Origin of the sequence: Chryseobacterium mulctrae, from assembly GCF_006175945.1 — a bacterium.
In the GTDB taxonomy this organism is placed as follows: Bacteria; Bacteroidota; Bacteroidia; order Flavobacteriales; family Weeksellaceae; genus Chryseobacterium; species Chryseobacterium mulctrae.
Genome location: NZ_VAJL01000001.1, coordinates 812,762 through 829,570, shown reverse-complemented (window position 1 = coordinate 829,570; position 16,809 = coordinate 812,762). Strand labels below are relative to the sequence as shown.

16 protein-coding genes are annotated in these 16,809 nt (G+C 34.3%); 5 read left to right on the top strand and 11 right to left on the bottom strand.

All coding sequences use genetic code 11. The annotated features are described in order from the left end of the window. Positions 1-37: 37 nt before the first annotated feature. The 6 genes from FDY99_RS03595 to proS form a co-directional block, all read right to left on the bottom strand. Positions 38-388 carry a prevent-host-death protein gene (locus tag FDY99_RS03595; RefSeq protein WP_074231583.1) on the bottom strand — a complete coding sequence of 117 codons (351 nt, stop codon included), beginning with the start codon at positions 386-388 and terminating at the stop codon, positions 38-40. A gap of 105 nt (positions 389-493) precedes the next feature. Further along, positions 494-1,612, bottom strand: a complete 1,119-nt coding sequence (dnaJ, locus tag FDY99_RS03590) for a molecular chaperone DnaJ (RefSeq protein WP_074231585.1) — start codon at positions 1,610-1,612, stop codon at positions 494-496. A 98-nt stretch (positions 1,613-1,710) separates the two neighbouring features. After that, positions 1,711-2,247: a nucleotide exchange factor GrpE gene (locus tag FDY99_RS03585; protein ID WP_102979394.1), complete on the bottom strand. Its 537-nt coding sequence runs from the start codon at positions 2,245-2,247 to the stop codon at positions 1,711-1,713. 461 nt (positions 2,248-2,708) lie between these two features. Next, complete coding sequence (locus tag FDY99_RS03580; RefSeq protein ID WP_139419230.1) at positions 2,709-4,046, bottom strand: Nramp family divalent metal transporter; 1,338 nt, start codon at positions 4,044-4,046, stop codon at positions 2,709-2,711. Positions 4,047-4,155: 109 nt separating this feature from the next. Next, complete coding sequence (locus tag FDY99_RS03575; RefSeq protein WP_139419228.1) at positions 4,156-5,451, bottom strand: OmpA family protein; 1,296 nt, start codon at positions 5,449-5,451, stop codon at positions 4,156-4,158. A 127-nt stretch (positions 5,452-5,578) separates the two neighbouring features. Continuing rightward, the gene (proS, locus tag FDY99_RS03570; protein ID WP_139419226.1) at positions 5,579-7,054 is read right to left on the bottom strand and encodes a proline--tRNA ligase; all 1,476 of its coding nucleotides are present in this window, start codon (positions 7,052-7,054) and stop codon (positions 5,579-5,581) included. Between the two features lie 146 nt (positions 7,055-7,200). On the opposite strand from proS, the gene FDY99_RS23620 reads away from it, so the two are divergent. Together FDY99_RS23620 and FDY99_RS03560 are read left to right on the top strand one after the other, a co-directional pair. Further along, positions 7,201-8,271, top strand: coding sequence for a prolyl-tRNA synthetase (locus tag FDY99_RS23620; RefSeq protein WP_139419224.1), 1,071 nt, complete (start codon positions 7,201-7,203; stop codon positions 8,269-8,271). 30 nt (positions 8,272-8,301) lie between these two features. Further along, positions 8,302-9,729 carry an OmpP1/FadL family transporter gene (locus tag FDY99_RS03560; protein ID WP_139419222.1) on the top strand — a complete coding sequence of 476 codons (1,428 nt, stop codon included), beginning with the start codon at positions 8,302-8,304 and terminating at the stop codon, positions 9,727-9,729. Positions 9,730-9,902: 173 nt separating this feature from the next. On the opposite strand, the gene FDY99_RS03555 is transcribed toward FDY99_RS03560, so the two are convergent. Further along, positions 9,903-10,619, bottom strand: coding sequence for a ZIP family metal transporter (locus FDY99_RS03555; RefSeq protein ID WP_076563050.1), 717 nt, complete (start codon positions 10,617-10,619; stop codon positions 9,903-9,905). Continuing rightward, a complete protein-coding gene (locus FDY99_RS03550) occupies positions 10,619-11,344 on the bottom strand; it encodes a class I SAM-dependent DNA methyltransferase (RefSeq protein ID WP_139419220.1) in 726 nt (241 codons plus the stop codon). Before FDY99_RS03550 ends, FDY99_RS03555 begins: the two co-directional genes overlap by 1 nt. A gap of 122 nt (positions 11,345-11,466) precedes the next feature. Here FDY99_RS03550 and FDY99_RS03545 point away from each other — a divergent pair, with 122 nt between their 5' ends. Beyond that, positions 11,467-12,636, top strand: a complete 1,170-nt coding sequence (locus FDY99_RS03545; RefSeq protein WP_139419218.1) for a THUMP domain-containing class I SAM-dependent RNA methyltransferase — start codon at positions 11,467-11,469, stop codon at positions 12,634-12,636. A gap of 4 nt (positions 12,637-12,640) precedes the next feature. Continuing rightward, entirely contained in the window at positions 12,641-13,039 is a 399-nt protein-coding gene (locus tag FDY99_RS03540; RefSeq protein WP_139419216.1) for a branched-chain amino acid ABC transporter substrate-binding protein, read from the top strand. Between the two features lie 30 nt (positions 13,040-13,069). Here the strand turns inward: FDY99_RS03540 and FDY99_RS03535 are convergent, their stop codons facing one another. The 3 genes from FDY99_RS03535 to FDY99_RS03525 all read right to left on the bottom strand — a co-directional run bounded on the left by FDY99_RS03535 (position 13,070) and on the right by FDY99_RS03525 (position 15,682). Then, a complete protein-coding gene (locus tag FDY99_RS03535) occupies positions 13,070-13,417 on the bottom strand; it encodes a DUF1622 domain-containing protein (RefSeq protein ID WP_074231599.1) in 348 nt (115 codons plus the stop codon). Positions 13,418-13,781: 364 nt separating this feature from the next. After that, the gene (locus FDY99_RS03530; protein WP_139419214.1) at positions 13,782-14,720 is read right to left on the bottom strand and encodes a YeiH family protein; all 939 of its coding nucleotides are present in this window, start codon (positions 14,718-14,720) and stop codon (positions 13,782-13,784) included. A 71-nt stretch (positions 14,721-14,791) separates the two neighbouring features. Continuing rightward, complete coding sequence (locus FDY99_RS03525) at positions 14,792-15,682, bottom strand: LysR family transcriptional regulator (protein WP_139419212.1); 891 nt, start codon at positions 15,680-15,682, stop codon at positions 14,792-14,794. A gap of 103 nt (positions 15,683-15,785) precedes the next feature. Here FDY99_RS03525 and FDY99_RS03520 point away from each other — a divergent pair, with 103 nt between their 5' ends. After that, entirely contained in the window at positions 15,786-16,790 is a 1,005-nt protein-coding gene (locus FDY99_RS03520; RefSeq protein ID WP_139419210.1) for a glycosyltransferase, read from the top strand. Positions 16,791-16,809: the final 19 nt, after the last annotated feature.

The following is a 16,809-nucleotide window of genomic DNA, read 5'->3' as shown; positions in this document are numbered from 1 at the left end:
AAAAGACAACGAAATAATATAGTTGTCTTTGTATAAATTAGTTCATTTCGTAATTGATAATAACCATTCTCAAAATGAAATGTACGAAATCTTGCTCGGCATCTCTTCTGCTGATGAGTCGGTTTTTATAATCGTAAGATTTAAAAACTTTTATTAATCTCAGATACGTTTCAAGCTCTTCATCTTTAATTCTGATTTTTACGTGCCCGTCTTTTCTTTTGATAATCTGATCATCTAGAGTTCTTACTCTGAATAAAACATCGCATAATATTGGTTTTACGCCACCATATCTCTCCACAATATTTACTTTGAATGCATCAAAAGTAATAGCATGGAAAATTAGTTTAGGTTGAGAATCTGGTGTGCGAAGTTCAAGCTTGTAGTTCATGAGAGGTTTTTTACAATATCCTTTTTACAAGGAATATATCAAATTAAATATTGATGTAAATTTAAAAATAAAAGAGACTTTAAAAAGCCCCTTTTTAAATTTTTTTTAGTTGAATAAATCTTTTACTTTATCGAAGAAAGTTTTTTCTTTTCCAGACGGTTCTGCTACCATTTCTCCGCTGCTCATCTGTTTCTCGAAAAAGTCTTTTTGGTCTTTGGTCAATTTTTGTGGTGTCCAGACATTAATGTGAATAAACATATCTCCTTTACCATAACTGTCGATACTCGGTAAACCTTTTCCAGCTAATCTTAAGATTTTTCCAGATTGTGTTCCAGGATCAACGGTAATTTTTACTTTTCCACCAACGGTAGGAATTTCTTTTTTAGTTCCCAAAGCCGCTTCAGCAAAAGAAACATATAATTCCTGGTGAAGATTATCACCTTCTCTTTTGATCGTGTTGTCTACTTCCTCTTCTACAATCACCAAAAGATCTCCAGGAATACCGCCAAATGGCGCATCATTTCCTTTTCCTCTTACATTCAATTGGATGCCGTCTCTTGCACCTGCAGGAATGTTGATGGTAATTTCTTCTTCATCTTTTATTAAGCCTTGTGCATTGGCTCCTGCAGGAATTTTATCGGCAACTTTACCGATTCCCTGACAAGTTCCACAAGTAGTTTGTGTTTGCATCTGTCCGAACATCGTATTCATCACCTTCATCTGAACTCCGGCTCCGTTACATGTAGGACAAGTTTTTGAAGTGGCTCCTTCTGCCATCTTCATTTTTTTTACTTTAAGAGTTTTTTGGGTTCCGTTCACCATCTCTTCAAGATTCAGCTTGATTCTGATTCTTAAATTAGAACCTTTCACCTGTTGACGACCACCGCCGCCACCAAATCCTCCGAAACCGCCGCCACCAAAAATATCTCCAAACTGGCTGAAAATATCTTCCATGTTCATACCGCCACCGAAGCCGCCACCGCCAAAACCACCGGCACCACCTACTCCGGCGTGTCCGTATTGGTCATAGCGAGCTTTTTTGTTATCGTCGCTTAAAACTTCGTAAGCTTCTGCAGCTTCTTTAAATTTATCTTCAGCATCTTTATCACCGGGATTTTTATCTGGGTGATATTTAATGGCCATTTTTCGGTATGCTTTCTTTATTTCGTCGGCACTCGCAGATTTGCTGACCTCAAGAACCTCGTAATAATCTCTTTTTGACATGATATATTATAATTGATGATTGATAAATGATAGTTGATATTTAAATTTTAAGTGAAAATTTAAATCAATTACCACTCATCATTTATCATTAATGAATTTTAGTTTCCTGTTACAACTTTTGCAAAACGAATCACTTTATCTCCTAAAGTATATCCTGTTTCGATAACGTCTACAATTTTCCCTTTCAAATCTTCAGAAGGCGCAGGGATTTGAGTAATTGCCTCATGGAAGTCTACATTAAAGCTGTCTCCGGCTCTTACTTCCATTACCTTTAAACCTTTTTCGGTAAGCTTGTTTTTAAACTTGTTGTAAATCAATTCAACACCCTGAAGATCTGCCTCATTACCATTTTTGGCAATTTCTTTTAAAGCTCTTTCAAAATCATCCAAAATACCCAACATAGAAACCATCATTTCTTGGTTGGCGTAAGTGAAAAATTCCATTTTCTCTTTTGATGTTCTTTTTTTATAGTTTTCAAACTCAGCGTACAGTCTGATGTAACGGTCTTTTTCTACTGCCAAAAGTTCTTCTGCGGTAGGCATTTCTGTCACATTTTCCTCAACTGTTTCTTCAGTCTGTGTGATATTTTCTTCCTGATTATTGATATTTTCTTCGTTGATATCCTGATTTTCCATATTTCAATAACTTTTTACATTGTTGTTTCACAAACATTCTGCCAAAGAAAAAAGAATGACATTTAGGCAGAGTTTAGTTGGTGGTTGATAGTTGATAGTTGTTGGTTATTAGTTATTAGTTATTAGTGAATGGTTGATTATTGAATATTGTTTTTTTAGTTCTAATGCTGGTCTGTTAATTCCCCTCCTGTGGAGGGGTGGCGAAAATTTCTTTGAAATTTTTGTCGGGGTGGTTAAATAAAGTGAGTTTTAAAATAATTCTATGATTTAAATGCTGTATTTAATTGTTTACAACCCTATTTCCTAGCCCCGATTACAGCAATTGTTTGAGCTCGTTTTTTTGTTTTTGGCTGCGGCGGCTTTGCCGCCGCAGCCAAAAACAAAAAAACAGCGAGTGCGGAAAGCGGGAACAGCTTCAAAAACAATCGACGAGAGTCGAACAATTCCTAAAAAATTAGTAATTATTCTCCGAAAAATGTTTGGTACAAAAGATAAAGATTTAAAATAATGATAACGACAGAAATAAACCAGACACAGATTTTTAAGAATGGTTTATTGACAAATTCGCCCATTTTTGCTTTATCATTGGTGAAAATGACCAAAGGAACCACTGCAAAACTTAGCTGCATCGACAAAATAACCTGGCTTAAAACCAAAAGATCTGTCGTTCCGTGCTCTCCATAAATAATGGTTACAATTAATGCTGGAATTACCGCGATCAATCGGGTAATTAATCTTCTCAACCAAGGTTTTAATCTGATATTTAAAAATCCTTCCATTACAATTTGTCCCGCAAGAGTTCCGGTTAATGTTGAATTTTGTCCGGAAGCTAAAAGAGCAATTGCAAAAGCGATACTTGCCATAGAAGCTCCTAAAATTGGAGTCAACATTTTATAGGCATCATGAATATCGGCAACATGTTCATTTCCTGTAGTATGAAAAGTTGCAGCTGCTAGAATTAAAATGGCTGCGTTTATGAAAAAAGCGAGTAGTAAAGAAACTGTACTGTCTAAAGTTGCAAATTTTATGGCCTCTTTTTTTCCTTCCCTGTCTCTTGTGTAATCACGGGTTTGTACAATGCTGCTGTGTAAATACAAGTTGTGGGGCATTACGGTCGCACCCAAAATTCCTATTCCAATGTATAGCATTGCCGGATTGGTGATGATTTCTTTTTGTGGAATTAATCCTCCTAAAATCGCATTTATTTCAGGTTTCGAAATAATAATTTCATACCCGAAACAAACCAGAATAATAAACATTAAACCCGCAACAATACTTTCTATCCAACGGAAACCTTTTGCCTGAAGCAGTAAAATAATTAATACATCAATCGTGGTAATCACAATTCCCCAAGTCAGTGGAATTCCAAATAATAAATTTAAGGCAATTGCAGAACCGATAACTTCAGCTAAATCACAGGCGGCAATGGCAATTTCACAAAATACCCAAAGAATGAAATTGGTGGTCGGTTTAAAATGATCTCTACAAGCCTGCGCTAAATCTCTTTCGGCCACAACTCCTAGTTTTACCGACAAATGCTGCAAAATCATTGCGAAAATATTAGAAATAAGAATTACAGAAAGTAGAGTGTATCCAAACTGTGATCCACCTGCAATATCGGTTGCCCAGTTTCCCGGATCCATATAACCTACTGCAACCATCAATCCAGGACCTGCAAAGGCAAGATATTTCCTCCAAAACCCTGATTTTTTAGGAATAGAAATAGAAGAGAATACCTCTGGTAATGAATGGGATGTTTTATCTTTTCGCCAAGCGTTTTTCATATTGAATTCAGTCATTGTTAGAAATGACTAACAAATTTAATTAAATAAATGAAATGAACATAAAGTTCTCATAAAAAATCCCGAAAAAAAACTTTCGGGATTCATTTTATATTTTAAAAAGAAATTATTTTGCAAATCTGACAGACATTTTTCTGTCAACTGCTCTTTCTTCGTTTGAAGCTGATGCATCAACTTTAGCAAATTCACTTCCGTATCCATCGGCAGCAATAACCTGTGCTCCTACACCTTGTTTTCCTAACCAATCTTTAATGAAATGAGCTCTGTCTGAAGAAAGCTTTTTGTTCTTAGCTTCATCTCCGGTTTTATCGGTATAACCGCCAATTTTTATTTTTGCATCGGGATATGCTTTTAGAATCGCTACTAAATTTTGTAATTGTCCTTCAGAACCAGCTTCTAAAGCATTAGCACTTCCAATTTTGAAATTTACATGATCAAAATCATACCATTTATCTTTTAAAGCTTCATCGTTTGCTGCATTTTTGTAGCCATCAGATTTTAAGAAGGTAATCATTTGATCTTCCAGTCCGCCTTTGTAACCTTTCAATGCCATTCCGTTTAAATCGATATCTTCATCAACTTTGGCGGTCGTCATTGTAGTTGTATCGTTTTGTGTCGACATCGTATCATTTACAGTATTTAAGCTGTCACCTGAAACAGTTGTTGTAGTCGTAGTTTCTTTTTTATTGCATTGCTTCCATAAAAAGTAGGATGCTGCAATTAAAAGTAACAATGGAAGAAGCCATTTCCAGATAGATCCGCCTTCGGAAGGAGTCGGGTTGTTTGGGAAAGTACCGCCATCTGAAACGCTTCTGGTAACTTCTACTTTCGGTTCTTCGTGTGGAGTTGATGCAATAGTGTCGTTATCATTGTCAAACTTATAACCTTTTGCCCAATCACCAACATTTAAAGATGCTAACGAAAGTCCGGCTGGTAAAAGTGTAGAAACAACTCCTTTCTGATCATTTAATAATGATGAAATGCCAGATTTGTCTAGATTATTTTCTGCAGCATATTTTCCTACAGAACCTACTGTTGCACCGGTTACTAAATTTAATAACGAAGATGAAGAATTGTTGCTGATTCCGGCATAGGTTGCAATGGTATTGATAATTCCACTAAGTTTATCACCGAAAATTGATGACAATAGTCCAGAAATCATAGAATTGTTAGACGCGGTGTCTAATAAATTCCCCAAAACACCTTGCGAAGAAGCATTGGAAACAGAATCCAATACTGCAGGATTGTCAGAATTGTTGGCTAATCCGCCTACAATCACCGGAAGTAAACCCGAAACGGCTTTAGAAATCCCGGCTTCACTTTCTCCAAGTTGCGATGCAGCCTGAGAAATAAGTGCAGAACCTAGCTGCCCTTTGATAAGATCAATGATGTTTAATGACATATTAATTTATTTTGAAGTTAATGTGAGATAAATTTAATCAAAAATCTATCCAAATCATAGGTTTTAAAAAAAAATCTGCAAAAATTCTTAAAATTTTTGCAGATTTAATAATTATTATGTTAATTTTTTAGTAAGCTTTCGCAAATAAAACTCTTCTTTTTGATGGTTTCCCAGAGATCAGAGAAACACCTTCTTCAATATCATCATCTAAAGGAATACATCTAATGGTTGCTTTGGTTTCTTCTTTAATCTGCTCTTCTTCTTCAACAGTTCCGTCCCAATGTGCGTAGATGAATCCTGGCTTTTCTTCTAAAACTTTTTTAAACTCATCATAAGAATCTACTTTTGTGAAATTGTTTTTTCTAAACTCATAAGCTTTAGTATACATATCCTGCTGAATGGTTTTCAATAAATCTTCGATATAAGAATCTAAACCTTCCAATGGACGCGTTTCTTTCGTAAGATTATCTCTTCTTGCGATTTCTACAGATTTGTTTTCTAAATCTCTAGGCCCCATTGCAATTCTCAACGGAACACCTTTCAATTCGTATTCTGCAAATTTCCAGCCTGGTTTGTTTTGAGTATCATTATCAAATTTAACTGAGATACCTTTCAGTTTTAATTTATTTTGAATTTCTAAAGCTACCTCACTAATCTGATTTAGTTGCTCTTCTCCTTTAAAGATAGGAACAATTACCACTTGGATCGGTGCTAAAGTCGGAGGAAGTACTAATCCAAGATCATCAGAGTGTGTCATAATTAAAGCACCCATTAAACGGGTAGAAGTTCCCCAAGAAGTTGCCCAAGCGTGTTCTATTTTTCCTTCTTTGTTAGTGAATTTTACGTCGAATGCTTTTGCAAAATTCTGTCCAAGGAAGTGAGAAGTTCCTGCCTGAAGCGCTTTTCCATCCTGCATTAATGCTTCAATACAATACGTTTCATCGGCACCAGCAAATCTCTCTGAAGGTGTTTTTAAACCTTGTACAACAGGCATTGCCATAAAGTTTTCTGCAAAATCTGCATATACTTTGTTCATTTTTTCTGCTTCTTCTACCGCTTCGTCTTTGGTAGCATGAGCGGTGTGGCCTTCCTGCCACAAAAACTCTGAAGTTCTTAAGAATAGACGGGTTCTCATTTCCCAACGCACAACATTTGCCCATTGGTTGATAAGAATTGGTAAATCTCTGTATGACTGAATCCAGCCTTTATAAGTATTCCAAATGATTGCTTCAGAAGTTGGTCTTACGATAAGCTCTTCTTCTAATTTAGCTTCCGGGTCAACAATTAATTTCCCTGGATTATCTGGATCGTTTTTTAGTCTGTAATGCGTTACTACAGCACATTCTTTAGCAAAACCTTCAGCGTTTTTTTCTTCAGCTTCAAACAAGCTTTTGGGCACAAAAAGCGGGAAGTAAGCATTAACGTGACCTGTTTCTTTGAACTTTTTGTCCATCTCATCACGCATTTTTTCCCAGATTGCATATCCGTATGGTTTTATAACCATAGAGCCTCTCACGCCTGAGTTTTCAGCCAAATCAGCTTTCACAACCAATTCATTATACCATTTGCTGTAATCTTCGCTTCTTGAAGTTAATTTTGCCATTAATTTTTTTTTAATATTTTAACTTTTCTAAAATTATGTAATCTAAAAATAAAGATCTATTTTTGATAGATTTTTGTTACCAATAAGTTGGTATATTTTTGGTACAGAATGCAAATATAATTTAAATTAAAAATTTTTACATTATCATGAAAAGAAATATACATAAAAATTTACTTGGAATGCTAAAATCGAAAGGTATTTTAGCCGTTGCAAGTGGATTGTTGTTAATGTCTTGTGGTGCACAGATGGGTGGATATAGCGAGACTGATGGGGTGTATTATGACCCAAATAAAGATACGTTGCCGGAAGGTGTCATCATCAATGGTAATGAAGGAAACAGAGTAGGAGAATATTATGATTATTATCAGGATGACTCTAATCTGGTTCAAAACGCTCAAATAAATGCTGCTCAACAAGATAATCGTTACAGCAACTGGAATAACTCCAATTGGAATAGTAATGCTACCGATTCTGACTGGGGTAATTTTGCAGGAAACGAAACCAACTACTACGACAATTCGTGGGGAATGATGGGTTGGGGTTCACCTTGGGGTTGGGGCGGAGGCTTCGGTTCTTATTGGGGATCTGGTTGGGGCATGGGAATGTCTTTTGGCTGGGGTAACTCTTGGGGATGGGGAGGCTACAATCCTTATTGGGGAATGGGCTGGAACTATGGTTGGAATAATTATTGGGGATATAATCCTTACTGGGGTGGTTACTACGGAAATCCTTATTGGGGATGGGGTGGTTACTATAACAGAATTCCTTATGCAAGAAGTGGAGCAAACGGTAGATTTGGCACTTCTGGACCTGGAGCTTACAGAACGAATAATTCTGCTTTAAAAAGCGCTTATAATAACGGAGCTGGTTTCAGAAATAATAATTCAAGTATGAGAGCTGGTTCTTACAGACAGCCTACCAATATGAATAATGGAGGGTATAGAACTAACAACGGAGGTTATCGTAATCCTAATAATGGCATGAGACCTAATATGAATAACGGTGTAAGATCTACAAGACCAAACTATAACTACAATCAGCAACAATCTCAGCCAAGATATAGAAATGAAAGTACAAGACCGAGTGATAATGGAGGTTTCAGATCAGGAGGTTTTAATTCTGGAAGTAGCAGTGGCGGTTTCAGAGGTGGTTCTTCCGGAGGCGGAGGAGGTATGAGATCCGGCGGAGGCGGCGGTTTCAGATCAGGTGGTAGATAATATTCAACTTAATAACTATTAAAAAAAATAATGTTAAAAAAATCTCTAGTATTAATAGGTGTGACTGCAGCATTCTATTTGCAGGCTCAGGATATATCAACGATAAGAAATTCAATTGATGTTTATTCAAACACACCAATGGTTGGATCATCAAAGTTTAATGCAATGGTAGGGTCTAACGGAGCTTTGGGAGGTGATGCTACATCGCTTCTTACCAACCCGGCAGGTTTGGGTGTTGCAATTGCAGGTGATTTTTCCGCAACTTTATCCGTTACAGGTAATAAAAATACAAGCACTTTAGCAGGATCTTCAGTTAATTATAATATTACTAAAGGAAATCTTGGAAATGCAAGTGGTGTTGCAGCTTTTCAGTTGATGACAGAAACTCCTTGGAAGTTTATTAATTTGGGAGCAAGTATTTCTACACAGTCACTTGAAAACTATGTAGAAACTGGGGGAAATACCAATATTTCGATTCCCAAAAATCTTGTTGACGGTTCAGGAAATGCAGTGGTAGGTAATCTTGCTTATTTGGGGCATGCTTATAACAGATACGGAACTCAAACTAAATTTAATCTTGGGGTAGGTGCCAATTACAACAACTCTTTATATCTTGGTGCAAGTATTAATATGCATTATGCAGATTTAGAGCAATATGACAGTGCCAATTTTGGGTTAGATTTAGACAATACAATCTATTCATTTGATAAACAATACACTCCTTTTTCTGAAAAATCAAACGGTTTTTCTGCGACTTTAGGGGTAATTGGTAAGATTACTAATCAGTTTAGATTGGGAGCTTCAATTGAAACTCCAACATGGTGGAATATAGATAGAATCTACTCAGATTATTATACAGGATCTGACGGATTAATTTATTATGATGATTTTACTGAAGACAGATCTTTCAGATCACCTATGAAAGCTACTTTAAGTGGTGCTTTTGTTCCTACAAAGAATTTTGCAATTAACGTAGATTATACTTTGGGATTAACGAAACCTAAATATAAAGTTCAGGGTGCTGCAGAAACTGAATTGAATTCTTTCTTTAGCGATTCATACAAAAATTTATCAGAAGTAAGAGTTGGTGCAGAATATAGAATCAAAGCTTTCAGATTGAGAGGTGGTTATTCTTACGCTTCAAGCCCGTTTGACGCAATGACGATAAGTGCTTATTCTAATAATGGTCAAGCTGGAGATACTAATTACAGCGATTTGATTTTAGGAGCAAGAAACACAATTGGTGCAGGTATCGGATATGATTTCGGTAAATTCTATGTTGATGCAGCATATCAAAACATCAGTTCTAAATATAAAAATCCTTTCTTAAGCGGAAACGAAAGCTTCGGAACAGGATATTATTCAGGCGATTTTGATGTAGCTACGCCAAATTCAGTAGTTTCAGATGTTAAGAATATCAGAAATAATTTCTTCCTAACTGTTGGTTGGAAATTCTAAAATACTATTTCTAAAATATAAAAAAGGCTTCGGGAAAATTTCTCGAAGCCTTTTTACTTTTTTCTATATTTTTTATTGTACTTCAAATTAATCAGCTTTGGAAATTTTGCCACGAATGCATAAATTATTAATATGCTCAAGAAATATTCGTGCATTCGTGGCAAAATTTAAATTTAATGATGATGTCCTACATGCGAATGATCATGAAATAAATGCATCATTAAAGCTAATGAAACTCCCAAAATAACCAATCCTATTTTAGACCAATCAATATTGTGGTTTTTATTACTTTCAAATATAATAACAGAAGAGATATGCAGGAAGATTCCACCTACAATAGCTAAAAAATAAGGTTGCCAATCTGGATTAAAATAGTTTCCTAAAAGCATTCCAAACGGTGATGCTAAAGCAAATAACGCAACAATTAATATTGAAGGATAAGATATTTTTGAATTTGTTCTGTTAAATAAAAATGCTCCCAAAATAAAAGAAATAGGCAAGTTATGAAACAAAATTCCCAACAGATAAGGTGAAAACGGGTTCGTTTCATTCGCCAAAGGAATTCCTTCAATAAAAGCATGAATAAAAAGTCCGACCATTAATGCCATCGGAAGAATATTGCTTTCTCCATGATGATGAAAATGCCCATGCTCGAAACCCTTCGTCAAAGCTTCAAGAATCATCTGCAGCAAAACTCCGCCAATAACGAAAATCCCAAGATTACCAATGTCTGAAGTATAAACCTGCGGGAAAACTTCATTTAAACAAATGGTAATTAAAAATCCGGCACTTAAGATCAATAGATTTTTGGAAAATTTTTCTTTTTGTCCAAAATATTTACCGAGTAAAACTCCGGCAACAACACTTAAAATAAGAAGAATGAAAATCATTATTTTTTCTTAAATAAATTGATACAACGTGGCGAAACATCTTTATTGAAATCATTCAATTGATAATCTCCCCAGATTTTAACTCTTTCAAAACCGCTTTCTTCAGCATAGTTTTTAATGGTTTCCAAAGTATGAAGCTTTACTTTTTCGAAAAAATGATGAGATTTTCCGTCTGCTTCAAATCTTATATTTTTAATAATATGCCTGTCTTCGATTTTTTTAGAAATTTTAAAATCAATTCCTTCTCTGCTGATAACGGTTTCCGGAACTAAAGAATTTCTAACGAACTCTTCATTCAGATAATCCAAAACAAAATAGCCATCTTTTTTCAAAGCATTGCAAACCGATTGAAAAACTTTTTTATCATCTTCTTCATTATCAAAATATCCGAAGCTTGTAAAAAGATTAAAAACCGCATCTACAGGATCGTAATCAATAGGATTTCGCATATCGTGAACATCAAAAATCAACGTTTGGTTTTCAAACTTTTTATTATGTTCAATACTTTGGCGGGAAAGATCTAATCCCAATACATCGTAACCCAATTTATTAAGAAAAACCGAGTGTCTTCCCTTTCCACAAGCAAGATCAATGATTTTTGCCGATTGAGAAAGCTCTAACTCTGAAGTAAGCTTAGTGATAAAATTTTCAGCTTCTGTGTAATCTCTGTTGCTGTATAATAAGTGATAATAAGGGGTATCAAACCAAGATTCAAACCATTCCATGATGCAAAAATAGTGTTTTTGATTGATGGTACATCGTTGTTGGTTGATGGTTTTTATAAGATAGAGCGATTTCTATCAACTATAAACTGACAACCAACAACTAAAATGACTATTTTTGCAAAATGGATACAGAAAATCTAAAAATTCAGATAAAAACATTCTTCGGATTAGAACCTATTCTTGCTGAGGAAGTTAAAAAACTAGGGGGAAGAAATGTAGAACTTAAAAACCGCGCAGTAAACTGTGAAGGTGATTTAGGTTTTTTATATAAAGTCAATTACGCAGCAAGAACTGCATTAAAAGTTTTGGTGCCGATTGACGAGTTTAAGGCTTATAACGAAAGCAAATATTACGATAAACTTTTCAAATTTGAATGGGACGAATTTATGGATGTCAATCAGACTTTTGCCATCGATTCTACCGTAAACTCAGAAAGATTCAGTCATTCTCAGTTTATGACTTTTAAAATGAAAGACGCCATCGTAGATTATTTCCAAAATAAATACGGAAAAAGACCAAGTATTGAAACAAAATCTCCGGATATCAAATTTCATTTGCACATCGACAGAGAATTGGTGACCATTTCACTAGATTCTTCAGGAGATGCTTTATTTAAAAGAGGTTACAGAAAAGAGCAGGGTGAAGCTCCAATCAACGAAGTTTTGGCAAGCGGAATGCTGCAATTGGCAGGTTGGGACGGAAAAGGAAATTTTCTTGATCCAATGTGCGGTTCAGGAACGCTTTTAATTGAAGCGGCAATGATTGCTTTGGATCTTCCGGCACAGACTTTCAGAAAAAGGTTTGGTTTCCAAAACTGGAAAAACTATGATGCCGATTTATTTTCAAAAATAAAAGAAGTAAGAATCAATCGTGTGAAAGAATTTACAGGTAAAATTGTAGGATACGATATCGACGGAAGAATGCTGGATGCAGCTGATGCCAACATAGCTTCTGCAGAAATGGAAGATGTAATCGAAGTAAGAAGACAAGATTTCTTTGATTCTAAAAAAGATTTATTCCCGTTATTGATGGTCTTCAACCCGCCTTACGATGAGCGAATTTCTATTAATGATGATGATTTTTACAAGAAAATAGGAGATACTTTCAAAACACATTATCCAAATACTTTGGCTTGGTTGATTTCTTCAGACCTGGAAGCGGTAAAGAAAATCGGACTTCGACCTTCAAGAAAAATAAAACTTTTCAACGGAAAACTGGAAACCAGATTTTTACAGTATGAAATGTATGAAGGAACGAAAAAACTTCATAAATTAGAGAATAAAGAAGAATAAGAATATGCCTTTTAATATTTTTGATGGCTTAGATGCGCTTGTAGATTTACTGACTTTGGATTTTTCTAAAAATTCATCTTCAAAATCTGCAGGCTCTAAAAAGCCTTCAAAAAAATCAAAATACACAACAGAATTATGGAGTGGAAGCTTTCTTGTGATCGCTTCCATTCTTTATTTTATTGTTTTTAAAGATCCTTTTCCGGAAGAAAATTATATACAAAGTGTACTAATTTGTACTCTTATCGGTTTTGCTATTTCTTTTATTCTGTTTTTTTCACTTTATCATCTTGGGCTTTTTTATTTTAAAAGTCTTTTTAAACTTATTTTTTTTAGTGGTTCGGTAATTTTGTTGGTGATTTCTTTTGTACTATTCATTTATTACCAATCAGGAATTTTCTTTTAGAAAATACTTTTATTTCTTTTACAAAACAGTTTAAATTTCTTCTTTTTTCTGCCAAGGAAATTTACCCTCTACTTCAACCTGAATAGAAATGCTCAGAAAAGTACGGATGAGCACAATTAATCCTAAAGCTAAAAGCCGATCAATTGTGGGTTCAGTAACTACTGTTGCGATAATATCTCCTGCAACAAGAATCTCAAGACCTAATAAAATTGCTTTTCCTAATTCTTGCTTTAGTATTTTATAAGATCTGGGATTGGTACTTTGAATAGAAAATAAATACTTTATTAAAGCGATTACTGCTCCGGCGAAAATTGTAAGTACCCCGATAACTTCAATAATTCGGGCAATATAATCTATATAAATTTTAATTTCTTCCATTTTGGCGTAAACATTTTAAGAGAAAATTAAGATACTAATTTTAATTAATTTTTGACCTCCAATAAGTTTTAAAGATTTGAAAATGCAAAAATAAATCTGCGTAATCAGCAAAATCAGCGTAACAAATTTTATAAATCAAATTAATTTAAAATGTTCTTTAAAAGAAATTTAAATAAGAAATTATTATTGTGCACTTTTTGTCATATTAGAAAAGTCTTTGTATGCTTAGTTAAGTGAAATCGAAGATTAGACGAAGTCAAACGCCTTTGCGAGCTTAAAAACAGTGAATTGTTTAAAGAAATCTTTGCGCTCTTTGCGTCAAAATTTTTATTATGATCAAAAATGATAGACATATAAGAAATATTTAAATCCACAAAATAACCAACAAACTTCCCACAGAAATAAGCGCCCAAAGCAAAACACCCTGGATTAAAGGTTTAATTCCAACAGCTTTTAAAGCAGTGATGCTCATGTTTGAACCAATAAGAAATAAAGTAAGGGTTAAACCTTTTTTAGCAAGAAAAACGATGTTTCCGGAAATAGCTTCCACAGCAGGAATATAAGAACTTGCTACAATTGCCAATACAAACAAAAAAATGAAATAGGGGATTTTTATTTTACCAGTCCCATTCTTTTTATTAATAAAAGCAAAGAGTAAACTTATAGGAATAATCCACAATGCGCGTTCTAATTTTACCGTCGTTGCAATTTTAAGAGCTTCATTCCCAAATTTTGAAGAAGCACCAACAACCGAACTCGTATCATGTATCGCCACAGCACACCAAAGTCCAAATTGATGCTGATCCATGTTTAAAAGATGTCCTAAAACAGGAAAGAGAAATAACGCAATAGAATTGAGTGCAAAAATAGTCGCCAAAGAAACTGAAGTTTCATTTTCGTCAGCGTTTATAACCGGAGCAATTGCAGCAATTGCACTTCCGCCACAAATTGCAGTACCTGCAGAAATTAAGGTAGAGGTATTTTTTCGTATTTTCAAAAACTTTCCGATAAGAATTCCTGCACTTAATGTGAGAAATATGGATGCCACTGTAAATACGAATCCTTCTTTCCCGGCTTTCATTGCTTCGTGGATATTCATTCCGAATCCTAAACCAACCACAGAAAATTGTAATAGAAAATGAGTGAGTTTCCCCTGATATTTTTTAAACGAATCCGGAACAATTGACGAAACCAAAAATCCTAATACCAATGCTAAAGGAGCATCTATAAATGGAAGTAAGCAAATAAATAAAGCAAAAAAGAAAATAAATTTTCTGAGCGAAGGTGAAATGTTTTGTATCATAACGATGAATTTCTTTATACAAAATTCAGAAAACTAAATCACATTCATTTATGATAAAATATTATCTATTATTACTTTATGTTATTGTTTAAAAAGTTTAAGAACAGTTTTGGAATATCTTTTAATGAACCATGAAGTTCTACAGAATAGAAGGAACGCAACATTTCTAAGTTGTCGATATCTAAAATTTTTAGTTTTCCGGCAAGAATTTCGTCTGTTATAGAATAAACGGAAACAAAACCAATGCAATCTGATACTTTTAAATACGATTTTATGCTTTCGGTACTTCCAAGATAGGCTTCTGTTTGAATGTCTTTTCTGTGAATTCCAATTTGTTTTAAATAAACATTCAAAACATCCAAACTTCCGGAACCTTGCTCCCGAAACACCCATGGAAACTGCAAAATATCATGAACAGAACAACTGTTTCTTTTGGCTAAAGGATGATTTGCATTTACGGTACACACCAATTCATCTTTTCCAATTTCGGCATATTTCAGCTGAGATTTTCCGGAAATTCCTTCAATAAATCCTAAATCAATTTTTTTCTGAATCAGTAAATTCTCAATTTCTTCTGTATTATTGTTGAATAAAGTAATCTCGATTCCTTGATGTTGAGAAGCAAATTGTGCAAGAATTTTTGGAAGAATATATTGTGCAATGGTTGTACTTGCTCCGATTTTAAGGGTTCCGTCATATTTGTTTTTAACCTGATTCATGACGAACTTTCCTTCTTCGTAAAGATTCATAATCTCTTCTGCAAAAGCCGAATATTTTTCGCCTTCCAAAGTTAATTTCACGCCTTGTTTGGTTCGTTCAAAAAGCTGAACTCCCAACTCATCTTCCAAAGTTTTGATGTGTTTACTCACTGCAGGTTGCGTGATGAATAAAGCTTCAGAAGCTTTAGAGAAATTCAGATGTTTTTTTACTTCCAGAAAAACTTTTAGTCGGAAATCTGACATGAAATTTTTTTATAAAAGTAACTATTTTTTATTTTTAACAAACAATTCAATTCTACATTTGCAAACTGTCTCGCAAAATGGTTAATTTTGAAAAATTTTCAATTTGAAACCTACTATTTCCATCGTTGTTGCTATTTTCAACCGAAAAGATGAACTTTTCGAGCTATTAAATTCACTCAATTCTCAGACTGATAAAGACTTTGAGGTGATTATCGTTGATGATGGTTCTTTGATTGATTTACAACTGACAATCCATCAATTCGAAGAAATTTTAAATATAAAATATTTCAAAAAAACCAATTCAGGACCTGGTTTATCGAGAAATTACGGCGCAAAAAGAGCTTCAAATGATTGGTTGGTTTTTGTAGACAGTGATGTGATTGTAGAGAAAGATTATATTGAAAATATTAAAAAAGATATTCTTACAATTCCTTGCGATGCTTTTGGTGGAGCCGATAAAGCGCATAAAGGTTTTAATCTGATGCAGAAAGCGATTTCCTATTCTATGACTTCTGTTTTTACAACTGGCGGAATCAGAGGAAATAAAAAAGCGGTTTCAAAATTTCAGCCGAGAAGTTTCAATATGGGCGTGAAAAAAGAGGTTTTTGAAAAAGTAGGTGGTTTTTCGGAGATGAGAATTGGTGAAGATCCGGATCTTTCAATGACGCTTTGGGAAAATGGTTTTACCACTGCTTTTTTTGATACTATTGCAGTGTATCACAAACGAAGAGTAGACTTTGGAAAGTTTTCAAAACAGGTCTATCAGTTTGGTTGTGCAAGACCGATCCTTAATCAAAGACATCCTGATTACGTGAAAATTTCTTTCGCATTTCCAACTTTGTTTTTGTTAGGTTACGTTTTAGGATTTATTGAATATTTTATGTTAGGAAAAGGTTTTATCCTTTCTCTTTTCGGGTTGTACACTTTCATGGTTTTAATTCATGCTACCATTGTTACTAAAAATATAGCAATTGGCGCAATGGCGGTGATTTCAACGTATATTCAAATGTTTTCTTATGGATATGGTTTTTTAAAATCGTGGACATTATTAAATGTTTTAAAAATGAAACCTGAAGATGCATTTCCGAAACATTTTCATAAAGTTTAAACTATAGTTTGTCATTGGC

Coding starts and splice junctions, on each gene's coding strand:
- FDY99_RS03595 (WP_074231583.1), bottom strand. CDS start 388: ATGAACTACAAGCTTGAACTTCGCACACCAGATTCTCAACCTAAACTA.
- FDY99_RS03525 (WP_139419212.1), bottom strand. CDS start 15,682: ATGTCAGATTTCCGACTAAAAGTTTTTCTGGAAGTAAAAAAACATCTG.
- FDY99_RS03540 (WP_139419216.1), top strand. CDS start 12,641: ATGCCTTTTAATATTTTTGATGGCTTAGATGCGCTTGTAGATTTACTG.
- FDY99_RS03530 (WP_139419214.1), bottom strand. CDS start 14,720: ATGATACAAAACATTTCACCTTCGCTCAGAAAATTTATTTTCTTTTTT.
- FDY99_RS03560 (WP_139419222.1), top strand. CDS start 8,302: ATGTTAAAAAAATCTCTAGTATTAATAGGTGTGACTGCAGCATTCTAT.
- FDY99_RS03555 (WP_076563050.1), bottom strand. CDS start 10,619: ATGATTTTCATTCTTCTTATTTTAAGTGTTGTTGCCGGAGTTTTACTC.
- FDY99_RS03535 (WP_074231599.1), bottom strand. CDS start 13,417: ATGGAAGAAATTAAAATTTATATAGATTATATTGCCCGAATTATTGAA.
- FDY99_RS23620 (WP_139419224.1), top strand. CDS start 7,201: ATGAAAAGAAATATACATAAAAATTTACTTGGAATGCTAAAATCGAAA.
- FDY99_RS03550 (WP_139419220.1), bottom strand. CDS start 11,344: ATGGAATGGTTTGAATCTTGGTTTGATACCCCTTATTATCACTTATTA.
- FDY99_RS03580 (WP_139419230.1), bottom strand. CDS start 4,046: ATGACTGAATTCAATATGAAAAACGCTTGGCGAAAAGATAAAACATCC.
- FDY99_RS03585 (WP_102979394.1), bottom strand. CDS start 2,247: ATGGAAAATCAGGATATCAACGAAGAAAATATCAATAATCAGGAAGAA.
- FDY99_RS03575 (WP_139419228.1), bottom strand. CDS start 5,451: ATGTCATTAAACATCATTGATCTTATCAAAGGGCAGCTAGGTTCTGCA.
- FDY99_RS03545 (WP_139419218.1), top strand. CDS start 11,467: ATGGATACAGAAAATCTAAAAATTCAGATAAAAACATTCTTCGGATTA.
- proS (WP_139419226.1), bottom strand. CDS start 7,054: ATGGCAAAATTAACTTCAAGAAGCGAAGATTACAGCAAATGGTATAAT.
- dnaJ (WP_074231585.1), bottom strand. CDS start 1,612: ATGTCAAAAAGAGATTATTACGAGGTTCTTGAGGTCAGCAAATCTGCG.